A 16,979-nucleotide genomic window follows, 5' to 3' on the forward strand; every position below is an offset into this window, starting at 1 on the left:
TGAAACTTTGCAAAGCTCTTCTCAGGATAATGAATTCGTACAAATAAACAGCATGGGGGGAGACAGAATGATTGAATTTCAAAATGTTAAAAAGGTATATAAAACAAAGAAACAGACTGTTGAAGCTTTGAAAGGAATTAATTTGACAGTTGAAAAAGGCGATATTTTTGGTGTTGTCGGTTATAGCGGGGCCGGAAAAAGTACGTTGATTCGGTTAGTCAATCTACTCGAACACCCTTCAGATGGACAGGTTATTGTTGGGGGGAAGGATTTAACCAAATTGAACCCGAAGGAATTACGGGCAGAAAAGAAAAAAATTGGCATGATTTTTCAACATTTTAACTTACTTAACTCAAAGACAGTTTTTGATAATATTGCCATGCCGCTAGTTTTATCGGGAACTCCTAGTAAAGAAATCAAAGAGCGGGTAGGCGAGTTGTTAGAGTTCGTTGGCTTATCAAGTAAAGCAAGGAGTTATCCGGAACAATTGTCTGGCGGTCAAAAGCAACGAATAGGGATTGCTAGAGCGTTGGCTACCAACCCATCGATTCTTTTGTGTGATGAAGCGACGTCAGCATTGGATCCTCAAACAACGAGTGCTGTATTGCAACTCTTAAAAAAAATTAATAAAGAATACAATATTACCATATTGCTAATTACTCATGAAATGTCTGTAATTAGGGAAATTTGCAATAAGGTTGCGGTCATGGAAGGCGGACGCGTGGTTGAACAAGGTTCTGTGTTTGATGTCTTTGCTAGGCCCCAAACAGATATCGCAAAAAACTTTGTACGAACTGTTATTCACGACGAGATCCCACAAAGTTTCCTGAAAAATACCGGATCATATATTCCGATTATTTGGAAAATTAACTTTATTGGTACTACATCAGGCAATCCTTTACTTTCAACCATCTCGAAGAAATTTGATGTTCATTTAAGTGTATTATCAGCCAATATTTCTGAAATTCAGGAAACGCCTTTTGGGAATTTGATCATCGAAGTGACAGGGAACAAAAATGAGGTGGACAAGGCTTATCAATATATTAAAGACGAGGGGATTCTCGTCCAGGAGGTGCAGATAAATGGGTAATACGCTTTGGGGAATGGAAATAACGGCAGGCCAGCTGTCGACAGCTTTCGGTGACACACTTTATATGGTAGCCATCTCATTGATATTTTCCGGGCTGATTGGACTTCCGCTAGGAATCTTACTTGTCATTACAAGAAAGGGTCACATCCTGGAGAATAAATGGATCTTTAATGTATTGAACCCGGTCATCAATATATTGCGGTCGGTTCCTTTCATCATCTTGCTTGTAGCACTTATTCCGTTTACGAGAATGATTGTCGGCAGTGCGATCGGAACGAATGCGGCCATTGTTCCGCTAATCTTTTACGCGGCTCCTTATATTGCCCGGCTTGTGGAGAACTCCCTGCTGGAAGTGGACAAAGGAATTATAGAGGCAGCCCAGGCAATGGGAGCAACGACTTGGCAAATTATTTATCGCTTTTTGATTCCTGAGGGACTTAGCTCGTTAATTCTTACATTTACAACTGCGACAATTGGCCTTGTTGGATCTACTGCTATGGCAGGTGCTGTCGGTGCAGGTGGGGTAGGAGATTTAGCCTTAGCTTACGGTTATCAAAGGTTCGATACGATGACGATGGTCGTCACAGTAGCGGCGCTCGTGATCATCGTTCAATTATTGCAATCCACCGGGAATTTTGTTTCAAGAAAAATCAGAAGAAGATAAAAATAACAGGAGGTAGGAGAAATGAAGAAAATCTTATTAACGATCATGGTATTGGCATTGGCCATCGTGGCTGCAGCATGCGGGAACGAAGAGGGTGCATCAGGCGGTTCGGATGATGTGAAAACAGTGAAAGTCGGTGTCAGCAGCGGGGATACGAGAACATGGGAATATATTGTTGACTTAGCGAAAAAGGATGGGCTGAATATCGAACTTGTCACTTTTAATGATTATATCCAACCGAATCTTGCGTTAAGTGAAGGGGAAATTGATGCGAATTCATTCCAAACAGTTGCCTACTTCGATGAATTTGTTAACGATCAAAATTTGAAATTAGAGGCCATCGGGTCAACTGTTATTGCACCTATGGGCCTTTATTCGAAAAAACACAAAGATCTCAAAGATCTTCCAGATGGCGCTACGATAGCTGTTCCGAATGAAGCAACAAACTTTGGACGTGCATTACTGCTTCTTCAAGAAGCTGGTTTGATTACATTGAAAGAGGAATTTAATGGATCGGGATCATTAGATATTATTAAGGGAAATCCGAAAAAATTGAAAATCAAACCTGTTGCTGCCGGCAATACGCCGCGTCTATTGGATGATGCCGATGCTTCAGCCATTAATAATAATTTTGCAGTTGAAGCAGGCCTTACTTTAAAAGATGCATTATTCCATGAAAGTAAAACGGCGAAACCATATATTAATATCATTGCGGTTAAAAAGGGAAATGCCGACCGTCCTGAGCTACAAAAATTAGTGGAGCTTTATCAATCGAAAGAAGTGGAAGCGTTCATTGAAAAAACGTTTAAAGGAAACACCATTCCTGCATATGTTTCTGTAGATGAATTAGTGAATTACCAAGATGCTTGGACAAAACCAGCCAATGAAAAATGATGAATAGAACAAAGTGAAGGAATGCCGGATGGATTCAAGGTGCCTGTCCGGCTTTTTAAACCAAAAAGGGGAGATAAGAATATGGCGAGAGAATTAGTGCAGAAGCAGCATCAGCAGATCATTGAAAATCACATCGACCTTCATTCCGAATTATATATCGAAACGAGTCAAGCCATTCATGCAAACCCCGAAATTGGGAATCAAGAGTTCTTTGCTTCGGATACGTTGACCAAATTACTTCAAGATGCAGGGTTTGAAGTAACCCGTAATATAGCTGGGCATGAAACAGGATTCATCGCCAAAAAAGCCTCAGCAAAGAAAGGCCCCAAAATTGCTTTTTTAGCTGAGTATGATGCATTGCCAGGTTTAGGACATGCTTGCGGCCATAATATCATTGGCACTACTAGTGCCGCAGCAGGAATTTCACTATCTCAGGTACTAGAGGAAACAGGCGGAGAGGTGATTGTTTTCGGAACACCTGCTGAAGAGGGAGGGCCAAATGGAAGTGCAAAAGGAAGCTTTGTGAAGCACGGTTTGTTTGATGAGGTAGATGTAGCCATCATTATCCATCCAGCTGGTCAAACTGGTGTAACAAGTCCATTTTTGGCTGTAGATCCACTTGATTTTAATTTTTATGGAAAATCAGCACATGCAGCTGCTGCGCCTGAACAAGGTGTGAATGCTCTTGACGGGGTTATTCAGCTATTTAATGGCATTAGTGCTTTACGTCAGCAACTCCCATCTGAGGTCAAAATCCACGGAATAATAACCAATGGTGGAGAAGCACCTAACATCATTCCTGAATATGCTTCTGCCCGATTTTACATTAGAGCAACAACATGGAAGCTATGCCAAGATGTATCACGTAAAATACGTGATGTTGCTGAAGGGGCTGCACTTGCCACAGGAAGCACAGTTAAAGTCGAACGTTTCCAAAATGAAGTGCTTGATTTTGTCATAAATCCAGTTCTTGATGAACTGTTAAAGGAAGAACTGACTCAATTAGGAGAAACGGTAGCTCCTAGAAAAGATAGCGGTTTTGGTTCGACTGATGCGGGGAACGTAAGCCATATAGTTCCGACAGCCCATCCATATATAAAAATTGGACCAGATGATTTGATTGCCCATACGAATGAATTCCGCGACTGTGCTAAATCTCAAGAAGGAGACAAAGCCATCCTCACTGGTGCAAAAGCTCTTGCGCTTACAGGCTACCGGTTGATTTCGGATAAAGATCTGTTGGATAAGGTTAAAACAGCTTTTCATGAAGCGAAGCAAAAGGAAATATAAATAAATCGGATAGCAATGGTAGTTGGTCTTTTCCAAATCTATAAAATAAGAAGTGCATAAGCTTAGACAAAGCGATATATATAGGTCAGATAAAGAAAAACAGAAGCCCCTTGGCTTCTGTTTTTCTTATTTCTTTTCTTTTTCTAGCATTCTTTTCAGCTTTTTGAGAAGCTTCCAGTAATCCTAGCTACCAATGCCTCAAATCACCTTCTGACCTTTTTTCACTTTTATTCCTCTCCCTAAAATGTATCAGCGTAGTTTATATGCGAAATGTCGGTGATACCCTAATTCAATGGTATACAAAAAATCCCTATCTATTTAAATGGGGATTCTTTTTTCATTCAAATGGAGCATACCACTAAAAGGGTCAGAACCCTTATAAAGTTATTTTAGGAAAGTAAAAGAAGGTTTTTATCCGAAATGTTTCCATGATTATTAAAGGGGAATTACTGTTTTATTTCAATTTCAATAAAACATCTCTAAACATTCAGATTTATTTTATTATGACTATATAGGATTTACTATCATTAAAGGAGAGGTATATGAAAAAGTTTTTCTTTATCTTCATTTTGGCTTTAATCCCCTTCGCCTCTACGACTGTAAGTGCAGAATCAGACTTACCTCTCATTAGTGAAGCTGGGATCATTATTGATGCGAAAAGTGGGAAAGTGTTATACGAAAAAAACACAAATAAAAAAATGTATCCAGCCAGTCTAACGAAAGTTGCTACTGCTATATATGCTATTGAGCACGGGGATAAGAATGAACTAGTGACTGTTAGCAAAAAAGCGGCTGAGGCAGACGGCTCTTCGGTATTTATTGAACCTGGGGAGAAAATAGAGCTTTCCAAATTAATTGCAGGAATGCTCATCAACTCCGGAAATGATGCAGCCATCGCAATTGCCGAACATATGTCTGGTAGTGAAAAACTGTTTATGGAAGATTTGAATGAGTTTTTAAGAAAAGAAGTAAACATCTCCGATACTCATTTTACAAACCCCCATGGATTGTTTGACAAAAAACATGTAACTACAGCCAGTGACCTTGCAAAAATTACCCAATATGCAATGAAAAATGAAACTTTCCGTGAGTATTTTGGGAAGAAGAATTTACCGTGGGAAGTGGAAACATGGGACACAACTCTAATTACCCATCATAAAATGTTAAAAGGCGAACTCCCCTATAAGGGAATAACCGGCGGGAAAACCGGTTTCGTCAGTCAATCCGGCTACACCCTGATTTCTACTGCTACTAGAGGAGAACAGGACTTGATTGCCGTCACTCTAAAAGCTCCTTCAGACAAAGTTGCCTACTCTGATACCAAGCTTTTATTCAACTATGGCTTTGAATACTTTAAATCAGGCAAAATTGATAAAAAAAGCAAACTTTATTCAGCGGACTACTCTAATACCTACACGCTGAACGAAGATTTATTCTATACTCATTTAATTAGTGATCAACCTAGTCTAAAAACGAGTAATGATGGAATTCTCTCAATCATGAACCAAGAAGGGGAAGCAATAGAATCCTTTGACCTTAAAACGGTCGCTGATGTCAGGAACACAGTATTGCCTGCCTCGATTAAAAAAGAAACAATCGATGATGAGCTACTAAATTTTATGTCCCATCTCAAGGATGGGGAGGCTGTGTCATTCTTATCATTCTGATAACGGTATTTCTAAAGAAAAGAAAAAAACGTAGTGATTTTAGAACTCGTTACTAAAGAAACTCACCAACTGGCAATTAGGGGCGTTGTTCCCTTATTTCGTAAAAACATCCACTAAAGGATGGCTTTTAATTTAATAAAAAGAATGAAGGAGCACACATATTATACATGACTAATATCTGTACTCCTATATTTTTTTAGGCTTTTTATGATTTAGGTATTGATGATTCCAAGACAGGGCTTTTCTTTTAGGGGCATATAGTTATGTTGATACTAATACATTGTTACTTCTGACGAATACTAGAGGACGACATCTTTAGGATATCGCCCTTTACATATACCACGATTTATATGGTGTCCACCCTTTAACGGAACAAAATACTTCCTATTTATATTAATAATCAGTTGTCACTTATTTTAAAGCTAATGAATTTCTGCTCCATCATTTCTTCCATCGCATATTTGACGCCTTCTCTGCCAACACCGCTGTCCTTCCAGCCACCATAAGGCATATTATCAATCCGATAGGTTGGGATATCATTAATGACGACTCCACCTGTTTCCAAGCGTTCCGCCGCATAAAAAGCACGTTCTATGCTCGGTGTCATCACTCCTGAATTCAATCCGTAACGTGAATCATTTGCATCCTTGATGGCATCATCCAGCGTATCGAATGGGAAAATACAGACAATCGGACCAAATACTTCGAAACGAAATACCTTTGAGTCACGATTTACATCTGTTAAGACGGTAGGTAAGAGAACATTGCCTTCCACTGTACCGCCACACTCAATTTTTGCTCCTTCCTGTACTGCCTCGTCGATCCAACTTTGTAACCTCTCCAACGATTTTTTCGAAATGACCGCAGTAATATTAGTGCTTTCTTCGAGAGGGGATCCGATGACAAGCCGTTTTGTCCTACTGACGAATCGCTCCAAAAATTGTTGGTACAGTGAACTGTGGACATAAATTCTTTGAATCGAGATACACACCTGCCCATTATTTGTAAAAGAGCCCATCACACTTCGTTCTATGACTTTATCGATGTCGACTCCTTCATCAATAATGAACGGCGAATTGGATCCGAGTTCAAGGGTAAGCTTACGAAAGCCTGCTTGCTGCTGGATAAGGTGTCCGACTTCCACACTGCCAGTAAAAGTCACTTTTTTTACATGTGGGTGGGTTGTCAAAGCTTCACTTAAGACATCCCCTTTGCCCGGAATGATGTTCAATACTCCTTCTGGAAGGCCTGCTTCTTTAAAAATTTCTGCAAGTACGAGCGAACTAAGAGGCGTTTGTTCGGCAGGTTTTAATACAATTGAATTTCCAGCCGCAATAGCTGGACCAACTTTATGGGCAACAAGATTAAATGGAAAGTTAAATGGGGTAATTGCCGTTACGACGCCAATCGGGGTACGAATCGTGAAGCCAAAACGGTTTACTCCACCCTGTGCCGCATCCATCGGAATTTGTTCTCCATAGTTGTTCTTTGCCGCTTCTGCAGAAAAACGGTAGGTCTGAACTGTACGATTGATTTCCTCACGAGCATTTCGAATCGTTTTCGCGGCCTCTAGTGAAACGATTTTCGCAAGTTCTTCACTACGTTCTTCCATGATCGCTGCAGCTTTTACTAAAATTTCGGCTCGTGCGTGTGCCGGGTAGGATCGGTATTTCTGAAAAGCGGAATTTGCCTCAACAATTGCTTCAATGGCATCCGCTGGTTCAGCCTGTCCGATTTGTGCAATTTCTTCATTTGAATGGGGATTATATAACGGCTCATACGATTTAGCCTCACGCCATTTGCCACCGATCCACAATTGCCACTTTTGCTTCATCTGACATTCCTCCAATAATACATGGTTTTATAATTTACAAATATAATCACCCAGTGTTTTCGAAAGCTCTACATTTTCCGAGTAATCGACATCCACATCTATCAAGACAATCTCCTTACTCGCAACAGCTTTTTCTAATGTGTGAAGCAATTCATCGGAATGGGTTACTTTAACCCCTTTAACACCAAAACTTTTAGCGAATTCTAAAAAGTCTGGGTCTGTAAATTCAATCGCATTCGTACGATCAAACTTATTCAATTGCTTCCACTCGATTAGGCCGAATTTTGAATCATGGAAAATGACAATCACGAAGGCAAGACCCAGACGTTTAGCAGTTGCCAATTCAACACCATTCATCAGAAATCCACCATCACCTGTCACCGCAATGACAGGTTTATCAGGTTTTGCCAGTTTGGCCGCAATGGCACCGGGAACCGCAATACCCATTGATGCAAAGCCATTAGAAATGATGGTGTGATTAGGTTTTTCCGGCTGATACATCCGGGCAATCCATAATTTATGGGCACCCACATCCGAAATGACAATGGCTTCCCCTTTTTCCGCCTTTTTCAAATCGGCGATAATTCGCTGAGGGATGATAGGGCTTCCTGATACTTCATCTGAAGAATGAAGCTTTTCAATAATCTGAGATCTTAACCTTGTCGCTTCTGGCCAAAGCTCTTTTTCTTCAACTTCAGTAGTCAAGGCTTCAAGTGCCTCTGTAACATTACCGACCAATTCAGCTTGAAGAGGGTAATAAGCATCAATCTCAGCTGGTCTGGCATCAATATGAATAATCGGATTCATCGCCTCATCGTTCCAATATTTTGGCAAGTACTCGACGAAATCATAGCCGACGGTGATAATGAGATCGGCCAAATCAAACCCGCATAGAACATAATCCCTTGCTTGCATCCCTACTGTATAAAGGGTCAATGGATGGTCGGAAGGTAAAACCCCTTTGGCCATGAACGAATTCACAACTGGAATTTGCTTCGCTTCTGCAAATTTCCGTAAGGCCTCTGTAGCTCCATCGCGGATTACGCCATTGCCAGCTAAAATAATCGGCTTTTTTGCGCGATTGATTAATTCTACGGCTTTTTTGATTTCTGCTTCGGCAGGGCGGGATCTTGGCATTGGTGTAACTGGTAGTGGTTCACCTTCTGTATCCATCATTGCCACATCTTCAGGGAGCTCGATATGAACAGCTCCTGGCTTTTCAATGATAGCTGTCTTAAATGCTTTACGGATAATTTCTGGAATCGTATGTGGCACCTTAATTTGTTGATTCCATTTCGTTACTTCCTCAAAAACTCCAATAATGTCCACATATTGATGCGACTCCTTATGAATGCGATCAAGGCCCGCCTGACCTGTGATGGCGACAACAGGTGAATAATCCAGATAAGCATTGCCTATCCCGGTTAATAAATTGGTTGCACCCGGTCCCAATGTGCCCAAACAAACACCTGGCTTTCCAGTTAGCCGACCATAGATGTCTGCCATAAAAGCAGCTGCTTGTTCATGATGAACTAAGATAAATTTAATATCAGAGCCTATTAGAGAATCAACTAAATCCGTATTTTCCTCACCAGGTATTCCAAAAATATACTTAACTCCTTCATTCTCTAAACATCGTACAAACAAATCTGATGCCTTCAAACTATTCCCTCCTCAACCAATTCAGTTTCTTTCCTTATATGTTGGCACTGCTTATGAAATATTATGTACCTGAGTGTTTTAAAAACCATTTCGTCTATTTATGAATGTTTTGAGCGAATTCAGAAGCATTACGCCATACTACGGAATTACTCAGTAATTAGGAAGATTAGCTATTTTTCAGCAAAAATCGGTCCAGAAATGCGGCACTATTCTTTTAATGGTGATAATGAAGGGAAGCTGTTTTAAAGGAATGACTACAAAAATATCGTAAAAAGCTCAAAGTATATGTGAGAAGTAGTTACGCGTGGTTATTAAATCGTGATTGATGAAGAAGCCCTTTTTGTTGGAATGATAGGTTACCAAAATTTGCCGAAGAAGAAAAATACGATAGATAAACAAAGGTGATAACCAAAAGATATATCTTATTGAAGGATCCGCTTTTTTTGCAGCGAGAGGAAAATGGGGGGATGAGGAATCGTCTGCTTCCATATTGCATGTAGGAGCGTGCTAAAATATCGCTTCAGGTAAGCTGTTCACCCCTGGCAGGTATGTGATTGCTTTTCGATGGGAGCCGATCTCGCAGATATTTCGTGAGATTCATGAAAGCCTGCAGCAAATAGGTGTTAAGTTAGTGAACAGTGAAATTAAATCATAATTTTTTTTCGCTGGAGAAAACTAAACGAGCAAGTATAGAAAGGGGAGAATAAGTATGAGTCGTGGTAAAAATTTTAATCACAAAGAAAAAGGACATCCTGGAAACTTACCTAATAATAGAATAAGCGAAGAGAAGGAACACAGTCGACAGTATGAACAGATTGAAGATATTGTTACACATGAAGCTTTTAAAAATCGGGAAAAAGAGGACGAGATGCCTTAATTTACTCAGCAAATTAATCGGGTGGAATACAATGTTTAGATATTTGTGGAATAATCGCTAATTAGATTGATAAAACAAGGCTTGTGTCCCATCAAAATATTTAGACATTTAAATTTTTCCCGTTCGAAAAAGTACAACTTTTTTGAACGGGTATTTTTGTTTAAAATAGGTAGATTTTACGTTTGTTAAAGTTGAGATACACTTTTGTATGCCTGTAGTTTTGTAACCATAGTGGCATCGCTCAGAACCTGCTTTTCTCCTAGAAAATCTTGATCTATCCTTATTCAAACGTTCCTTTTATTAGCGGAACCTGCTTTTCTACCATCACTTGTCCTCTTGCCATTACTGTATCGATTGTCAATGTTTCCTTTTGCAAAAATACGATATCAGCATCCTTGCCGGTTTGGATGCTGCCCTTGCTCGAAAGCTTTAGCACTTGTGCGGGGTTCGTGGTGATGACCTTCAGAGCCGTTTCCAGCGGGATGCCTTCCTCTAAAACAGAATCACGCACTTCGTGATATAGCGACGATACTTTTCCTACTTGGAGGCCTGCATACTCCCCATGGCTGTTAAAGAAGGGAAGGCTTGCTTGCCCGTCTGAAGAGAAGGTGATGTGTCCGACTGGAACCCCTTCTTCAAGCATCATGCGCAAGCCCATGCTGCACTTCACTTCGCCTTCCTCCAAAAACTGAGGAATGGTACTTGTGGTAAAGTCTACATATCCGCCTCGCTTCGCGTAATCAATTCCCGCCCTGAATAATTCTTCATTTCGATTGATATGTGTTGGATGGAGCTGCCGAATCGGAATGTCGGTTTTATCTGCAATTTCATGCAGCAAGGAAAGCTTTCCATCTCCGTCCCCTACATGAACTTCTAATATCCCAGCTTTTCCTGACAGGATACCGCCATTGCGTGCCGCAGCGGCGACTTTAGTCAGTTCCTCAAATGTGGGTTCTGATGATCTATGGTCGGAGATTGCAATCTCTCCAACACCGATAATTTTATCGATTAAAATAATATCGTCTTCGATTTTTCCCGTCAATGTTTTTACTGGCACTTGATAGGAGCCTGTGTGAATGAAGCAGGAAATCCCCTCTTCTTCAAGCGCCCGCGCCTTGGCAAGAAGGCTTTCCATTCTACGCGTAGTTCCGTCCGTACCAAGTAAGCCGACCAGCGTTGTAATACCTGAAGTAGTAATATCAGTGAGCATCAGCTCGGGGGTGCGGGTTTTGAATCCGCCCTCGCCCCCTCCACCGATAATATGAACATGTGAATCTATAAAACCCGGAACAACCAAAAGATTAGTCGCATCAATGATTTGAATAGGGGCAAAGTTGTCAGGAATCTCGATTCTGTCATCTATAAATGCGATTTTATCGTTTGTAATCAATATGTCTTTCCGTCCTAAGTAATTGGGTGAGTATATCTCGCCATTTTTAATTAAAGTAAGCATTTCGTTTTCCTCCTGTAAATAATTCGTGATCTATATCAGAATGGACCATATCCGATGAAGTGAGCTGTGATGACAGCTATCAATCCGATGAGATATTGAATGAGCACCAGCGGCAGAATCCACTTAGCCCACTTTGTCCAAGGAATGCCTGCAATTGCCAAGCTCGCCATTAAGGTGGTAGCGGTCGGGAAAATCATATTTCCGATTCCGTCTGCAAAAGAGAAAGACAGCACTGCGGTTTGGCGTGTAATATCCAATAAGTCTGCAAGCGGGACCATAATTGGCATTGTCAGCATCGCATGACCGGTGCCGGACGCTAGAATAAAATGAATAAGAGTTTGGAAGCTGTACATTCCGGCAACGCTTAAATAGGCCGGAATATGCTGGATAGATTCAGCTACTTGATGCAGCATAGGGTCGACGATATGTCCCTCATTCAATACAACAAGAATGGCACGTGATACGCCGATTATCAAAGCGCCGCCGAGCAAGGCTGCAGATCCATTAGTAAAGGAGTTAACAATGTGATCTGCAGACAGTTTCCCGATGATTCCAATAACGATTGTCAATACAATGAATAAGGCAGCGATTTCTGTCATGTACCAATGGAACTTGATGACTCCAAACGCCAAGACGATATAGTTAATTAAAAAAGCTCCTAAGATGAACTTATGTCTCGCTGTTAACTTCGCACTTGATTGCAGCAGTTTTTTCGCTTCTTCTTTTGTATATTTTCCGTAGATTCCTATAGAAGGGTTTTTCTTTACCTTCATTGCATAACGATAGATATAAAGAACAGAAACAATGTAGACGATAACAAATAAAATAAGGCGTAACCCTATGCCTGAAAACATCGGCAATTCTGCAATTCCTTGCGCAAGTCCTACTGTGAATGGATTCATGATGGCAGTCGTAAATCCTGACAATGCACCTACTATGACGATGGCGGTTCCTGTAATTGTATCGAACCCAAGAGCCAACGCCAACGGAATGATAAGAGGGAGATAAGCAAGTGTTTCTTCTGCCATCCCCATTAAGGAACCGCCTACAGCGAAAAACAGCATCACGACAGGAATCAATAGCTTTTCACGTGTCGCCAACTTCCGAGCCATTGTGCCGATAAGCACATCAACCGTACCTGTTGCTCTTAGAACACCGAAAAACCCTCCGATGATCAATAAGAAAAAGATAATATTGCCGGCTTCTACCATTCCTGTGTGAATAGCTTTTATCATATCGAACAATCCGACAGGTGCAGATTCTATCCATTTAAATGAATTGGCGTCTACAGTTGTCCGTCCATCCGCTTCAATTCTTGCATATTCCCCAGCCGGCAAAATGTAAGTGAATAGAGTTGCTATTGCGAGAATGCAGAGCAGCAATAAAAAAACATTGATTTTTCTCTCTTTTTTCCCCGCTGTTCCAAGCGAAACAACCTTCTCTTTTATTTGGCTCATAAGTGTCTCTCCTTTGTATTTAAAATAAATGCATGGAACTAAAACGCTTACAAAATATTTCCAGCCTATAGACTATCATCAGTTTTTCTCGTATTCTGCTGTTGCCCTCCTTTATACAGGTATCAAGCAAAATCTGTGCCAATATGAAAAGATTGATTTTTATGAATGTTTTATGATTGGATTAAAGTTTTAAGTCTTTATTGGTTCTTTTTGGTGATATAATAGAACCAATTAAAAGAGAAGTAGGTGTTTTTATGTCAAAATCATCACTTACACTTATAGCGGGTGGCGTAAAAACAAAGCAGGCCTTGCAAGAACAGCTGGAACAATTGCTGGGAGACTATGTTCATATTAAAGGCTATTCTGAGGATGAGGGAATACCGGAGTCTCTGGAGGATACAATAATCTTGTATTCATCAGATGCTGCTTACGATAAAACAAACGGCATATATGCAGAGAAAATAATTGTGGGAAAGAGAACAGTTCATCATGAATATATTGACAAACTATTAAGAATACCTGAAGGTTCAAACGTTCTGGTGGTGAATGATGTTGATGAAGCAACAATAAGTCTTATTGAATCCCTATATCAGCTTGGTGTCGATCATGTTCAATTTATCCCTTTTCGGAAGGGGAGCTTGTTTTATGAAGATGTCCAAATTGCAGTTACACCAGGAGAAACAAACCTTTGTCCATCATACATTAAAGAAGTAATTGATATAGGCGTGCGTCTTTTTGATATGACAACAATTCTGGAAGTTGTAGAATGCTGCGGTTTGAACAAGGATATATCATCAAGGATTTCTGAAAGGTATATTAGGAATATCATTGAATTACAACGTAAGCTGCTATATGCAGAGCGAGATGCTAAGCAGATGAGCGAACACATCCAAAATGTGTTGGGAACTGTCGATGATGGAATATTGGTAGTTAACGAGGAAGGGCGGATTACGGTATTCAATAATCGGCTTGCTGCATTGTTTCATGTTGATGCACAAGATGTAGTTAATAAGTATATGGATGAAGTAATGAATCGCCGGGATATTACCGATTTCATCATGAACGGTAAGGATGAAAGCAAGTTCTTCGACATAGATGGCGTGGATGTCGTTATTTTTCGATTGCAAATGGTGAAAGAAAATACAATTGTCGCAACCTTCAAGAGTGTGCATCAAGCCGTTGAAATTGAAAAGACGGCACAAAGGGAAATGCGAAACAAAGGATTTTATACGAAATACTGCTTTGATGATATTATCGGTGAGGATGATGTAATGAAAGATCGTAAGCAGATTGCTAAGAAGCTTGCCTTATCAGAGCATCCGATTTTGATTCAGGGTGAGACAGGAACAGGAAAAGAACTGTTTGCTCATGCTATTCATGAACATTCATTGCGAAAAAACGGGCCATTTCTGGCTGTGAACTGTAGCGCATTAACAGAAACTTTACTTGAAAGTGAATTGTTCGGCTACGAAGAGGGAACATTTACAGGAGCGCAAAGGGGAGGCAAGAAAGGTTTGTTTGAATTGGCGGATAACGGGACTATCTTTTTGGATGAAATAGGCGACATAAGTCTCACAGTTCAATCACATCTGCTTCGAGTTCTGCAGGAGGGGGAAATTCGTAGGATTGGCGGCAGAAGAATCATACCCATTAATGTTCGAGTGATTACAGCAACAAATAAAGATCTTCAAGGAAAGATGCGTGACGGTTCATTCAGAACAGACTTGTTTTACCGACTGAATGTCCTTAATCTCCGCATTCCGCCACTCAATGAGAGAAGAGCGGATATTCCGCTTTTGATTAAGCATCTCATCACAAAGAGCGGGAAGTGGGTAAAGGTAGAGCAAGACGTACTGGAGTATTTCAAGCAATATGAATGGCCCGGCAACATACGGGAACTGAAAAGTACAATTGATTACATGCTGACGGTTTGTGAGGGGAATGTCGTGACGAAAAGTGACCTTCCGTTCATGCACGGACAAGCGGGAGACAGTGTGATGTCCGAATATTCCGCATGTGAAAGTATGCTGGAAATGCAGGAGCGTGCTTTCATCTTGGAAGTAATCAAGCAATGCAATGAAAAAGGAAAAGCAGCGAGCAGAGAGCTAATATCAAGTCAAAGCAAAGAATCGGACTTTGTCTTGTCTCCTCAGCAGGTCCGTCGCCGCTTGGATATTTTAGAAGGCGAAGGATTTGTGGTCAAAGGCAGAGGACGGGCCGGCACAAAGATAACTGCTGCCGGAATAGAGTATTTATATTTTCTTAAGTCATAGCCTGCAGTGTATTCCTAAGAAATCATTCGTTTGCTATCAGTCAGTAAAAACCATAAAAAGTATTTTGAAATAACAAAAAGAGGATATAAAATGCCTTGTTTTTATTGAGGGACCTGAATATCTACCTTCCCCGTTGAACAGCTTGCATTTTCTTTTTCCTTTGAATATTTTTCGAATTATTGCCCTTTTTTAGCCATAATAAAATCCCTCCAGGTAGTAGTGTAAAATCCACAGTTGTTCATGTTTTTTTTACACTGTCTACCTTAGGGGATAGTATCAAAAAGGCTCTATCTATAAATGATATATACTTATCATCAACTCTATTAGACTTACCATCAAAAAATTACAAAAAACAAAAAGCATGCCGACAGACATACAAGTGAGATAAATTCGATATCTAAACAATACTCTAGAACATGATCATCGCTTCATTCAAAAACGATTCATGTTAGGATTGAAGTCCAGCTGCTAAACTAATTCTTGCAGGAGCGGAAGCCATGCATATTATGAAAAAAGGACAAACTTTTCAAGGAGAGAAGTCTGTCCGTTCTTGATTTCCTTTCCCAATTAAAATAGATATCACAAAAGCAAAAAAACTTCGCAAAAAAGAAATACGATGATTTCTTCATGCCAAGTTCCATTCTATACACTAAATACACTAATAACTAAATTGGATTCTTGTTTTACTTACTTAAGTATTCTAAAGTAACTCAAATATCTAGTAATTGAAAATTTCAAAATAATAATTCAAAAATCTTCAGATGGATTATACTTTTTTTCAGCCCGTATTTGTTCTACTCTTTTGGGAAACAATTCTGAACATAAGGTGCTGTGTAACTCTTCTAATTCCAATTTAGGTATTTATAAATGCAAATCAGTCACTAAGGTTGTGTTGTCTGAAATTTAAATCGCCTAAAGTATAGCTATTGAATAAATAGTTGTCAACATCGTTATGTATGCGCTCACATGAGTATTGTCATATACAGATTGACAACTTATGTATCCTAAAGTATATACTTATTGAGTCGTAGGGAAAATAAAGGGGAGGGACATCTATGAATAATCAAGTTAGCCAGATCAATAATTTTTCTATGGGGAAATTAACTTCTTTATTGGTTCTCATGCATAATACTGAAATGGTAAAAGAAATTGAACAAGAACTTATATCTAGAGGGTGTCAGTATACAGTTGGAAAAGTTGGTGCCATGGATTTATCTAAAGTAGTTTCCGCGATTGAGACGAGTGCTAAAACAAACAATGTTATAAATTCTAATTCGTATAGAGAGGTTCATGCTCTTTATCATGCAATATTAGAGGCTATGCAAGGCGTAAGCAGAGGAACCCTACAATTAGGCGATATTTTGCGTACTGTTGGTTTAACTTTTTCAATTGTTAGAGGAAATATTGACTTTTCTGGATACAATGGAGAATGGATTAGTGTATTTGTATATGGAACTATAGGTGCTCCAAAAAAAGGATTCGAACATGATGCATTAGGATTTGGATTTAATCATATATAAAAAAACGACCCAAATTATTTAAGTTTCAAATAATTTTTAATATTTTTAGAAAAGTAATTGACAAAACATTCAGATAAGGCGATACTCTTATTAGGTGCCATACTAGTTATACTTTAAGTCGTACACCTTAAAGTATATAGTCATTTAGGTTTCATAGTTATTTAGGATTGATTTCAATGTTTAAACTTATAGTTAAAGCCCATAGTTAATAGATTATAGGGGGCTATATCAAAAGAGGAATACATTTCTCTTTTGATATAGCCCCCTTTTTATTTTCAAAAAGTAAGGTGATTTTATT

12 protein-coding genes and 1 pseudogene are annotated in these 16,979 nt (G+C 39.6%); 9 read left to right on the forward strand and 4 right to left on the reverse strand.

Annotation, left to right across the window (positions count from 1 at the left end):
• Positions 1-67: 67 nt before the first annotated feature.
• From NST21_RS01750 to NST21_RS01770, 5 genes are all read left to right on the forward strand, one after another.
• Complete coding sequence (locus NST21_RS01750) at positions 68-1,090, forward strand: methionine ABC transporter ATP-binding protein (RefSeq protein WP_098175914.1); 1,023 nt, start codon at positions 68-70, stop codon at positions 1,088-1,090.
• Positions 1,091-1,103: 13 nt separating this feature from the next.
• Positions 1,104-1,754, forward strand: a complete 651-nt coding sequence (locus NST21_RS01755) for a methionine ABC transporter permease (RefSeq protein WP_340892439.1) — start codon at positions 1,104-1,106, stop codon at positions 1,752-1,754.
• 21 nt (positions 1,755-1,775) lie between these two features.
• Positions 1,776-2,648 carry a MetQ/NlpA family ABC transporter substrate-binding protein gene (locus tag NST21_RS01760; protein ID WP_340887418.1) on the forward strand — a complete coding sequence of 291 codons (873 nt, stop codon included), beginning with the start codon at positions 1,776-1,778 and terminating at the stop codon, positions 2,646-2,648.
• Between the two features lie 81 nt (positions 2,649-2,729).
• Positions 2,730-3,938 carry a M20 family metallopeptidase gene (locus NST21_RS01765; protein ID WP_340887420.1) on the forward strand — a complete coding sequence of 403 codons (1,209 nt, stop codon included), beginning with the start codon at positions 2,730-2,732 and terminating at the stop codon, positions 3,936-3,938.
• Positions 3,939-4,480: 542 nt separating this feature from the next.
• Complete coding sequence (locus NST21_RS01770) at positions 4,481-5,605, forward strand: D-alanyl-D-alanine carboxypeptidase family protein (RefSeq protein WP_340887421.1); 1,125 nt, start codon at positions 4,481-4,483, stop codon at positions 5,603-5,605.
• A 400-nt stretch (positions 5,606-6,005) separates the two neighbouring features.
• Here NST21_RS01770 and NST21_RS01775 read toward each other — a convergent pair whose 3' ends face one another.
• Positions 6,006-7,439 (reverse strand): aldehyde dehydrogenase family protein, encoded by a 1,434-nt coding sequence (locus NST21_RS01775; RefSeq protein ID WP_201188377.1) that lies wholly within the window; start codon positions 7,437-7,439, stop codon positions 6,006-6,008.
• Between the two features lie 27 nt (positions 7,440-7,466).
• Positions 7,467-9,101, reverse strand: a complete 1,635-nt coding sequence (locus NST21_RS01780; protein WP_340887422.1) for an acetolactate synthase large subunit — start codon at positions 9,099-9,101, stop codon at positions 7,467-7,469.
• Positions 9,102-9,810: 709 nt separating this feature from the next.
• Between NST21_RS01780 and NST21_RS01785 the strand changes: the two genes are divergently transcribed.
• Positions 9,811-9,978 carry a hypothetical protein gene (locus NST21_RS01785; RefSeq protein ID WP_162878727.1) on the forward strand — a complete coding sequence of 56 codons (168 nt, stop codon included), beginning with the start codon at positions 9,811-9,813 and terminating at the stop codon, positions 9,976-9,978.
• A 280-nt stretch (positions 9,979-10,258) separates the two neighbouring features.
• Here NST21_RS01785 and iadA read toward each other — a convergent pair whose 3' ends face one another.
• Positions 10,259-11,431, reverse strand: a complete 1,173-nt coding sequence (gene iadA, locus NST21_RS01790) for a beta-aspartyl-peptidase (protein ID WP_116821318.1) — start codon at positions 11,429-11,431, stop codon at positions 10,259-10,261.
• Positions 11,432-11,466: 35 nt separating this feature from the next.
• Positions 11,467-12,888 (reverse strand): YfcC family protein, encoded by a 1,422-nt coding sequence (locus tag NST21_RS01795; RefSeq protein WP_056523246.1) that lies wholly within the window; start codon positions 12,886-12,888, stop codon positions 11,467-11,469.
• A 254-nt stretch (positions 12,889-13,142) separates the two neighbouring features.
• Between NST21_RS01795 and NST21_RS01800 the strand changes: the two genes are divergently transcribed.
• The 3 genes and pseudogenes from NST21_RS01800 (at position 13,143) to hutP (ending at position 16,681) form a co-directional block, all read left to right on the forward strand.
• Positions 13,143-15,161: a sigma 54-interacting transcriptional regulator gene (locus NST21_RS01800; protein WP_340887424.1), complete on the forward strand. Its 2,019-nt coding sequence runs from the start codon at positions 13,143-13,145 to the stop codon at positions 15,159-15,161.
• Positions 15,162-15,549: 388 nt separating this feature from the next.
• Positions 15,550-15,715 (forward strand): annotated as a pseudogene (locus tag NST21_RS28635) (IS6 family transposase); the annotation flags it as partial.
• Between the two features lie 501 nt (positions 15,716-16,216).
• Positions 16,217-16,681, forward strand: a complete 465-nt coding sequence (gene hutP / locus NST21_RS01805) for a hut operon transcriptional regulator HutP (RefSeq protein ID WP_053348919.1) — start codon at positions 16,217-16,219, stop codon at positions 16,679-16,681.
• Positions 16,682-16,979 lie beyond the last annotated feature (298 nt).

It is taken from the genome of Peribacillus sp. FSL K6-1552 (assembly GCF_038005205.1).
Taxonomy (GTDB): Bacteria; Bacillota; Bacilli; order Bacillales; family DSM-1321; genus Peribacillus; species Peribacillus butanolivorans.

Excerpts from the sequence above, each read along its gene's own strand:
- NST21_RS01775 (WP_201188377.1), bottom strand. The coding sequence starts at position 7,439 with ATGAAGCAAAAGTGGCAATTGTGGATCGGTGGCAAATGGCGTGAGGCT.
- hutP (WP_053348919.1), top strand. The coding sequence starts at position 16,217 with ATGAATAATCAAGTTAGCCAGATCAATAATTTTTCTATGGGGAAATTA.
- NST21_RS01760 (WP_340887418.1), top strand. The coding sequence starts at position 1,776 with ATGAAGAAAATCTTATTAACGATCATGGTATTGGCATTGGCCATCGTG.
- NST21_RS01770 (WP_340887421.1), top strand. The coding sequence starts at position 4,481 with ATGAAAAAGTTTTTCTTTATCTTCATTTTGGCTTTAATCCCCTTCGCC.
- NST21_RS01795 (WP_056523246.1), bottom strand. The coding sequence starts at position 12,888 with ATGAGCCAAATAAAAGAGAAGGTTGTTTCGCTTGGAACAGCGGGGAAA.
- NST21_RS01785 (WP_162878727.1), top strand. The coding sequence starts at position 9,811 with ATGAGTCGTGGTAAAAATTTTAATCACAAAGAAAAAGGACATCCTGGA.
- NST21_RS01765 (WP_340887420.1), top strand. The coding sequence starts at position 2,730 with ATGGCGAGAGAATTAGTGCAGAAGCAGCATCAGCAGATCATTGAAAAT.
- NST21_RS01755 (WP_340892439.1), top strand. The coding sequence starts at position 1,104 with ATGGAAATAACGGCAGGCCAGCTGTCGACAGCTTTCGGTGACACACTT.
- iadA (WP_116821318.1), bottom strand. The coding sequence starts at position 11,431 with ATGCTTACTTTAATTAAAAATGGCGAGATATACTCACCCAATTACTTA.
- NST21_RS01750 (WP_098175914.1), top strand. The coding sequence starts at position 68 with ATGATTGAATTTCAAAATGTTAAAAAGGTATATAAAACAAAGAAACAG.
- NST21_RS01800 (WP_340887424.1), top strand. The coding sequence starts at position 13,143 with ATGTCAAAATCATCACTTACACTTATAGCGGGTGGCGTAAAAACAAAG.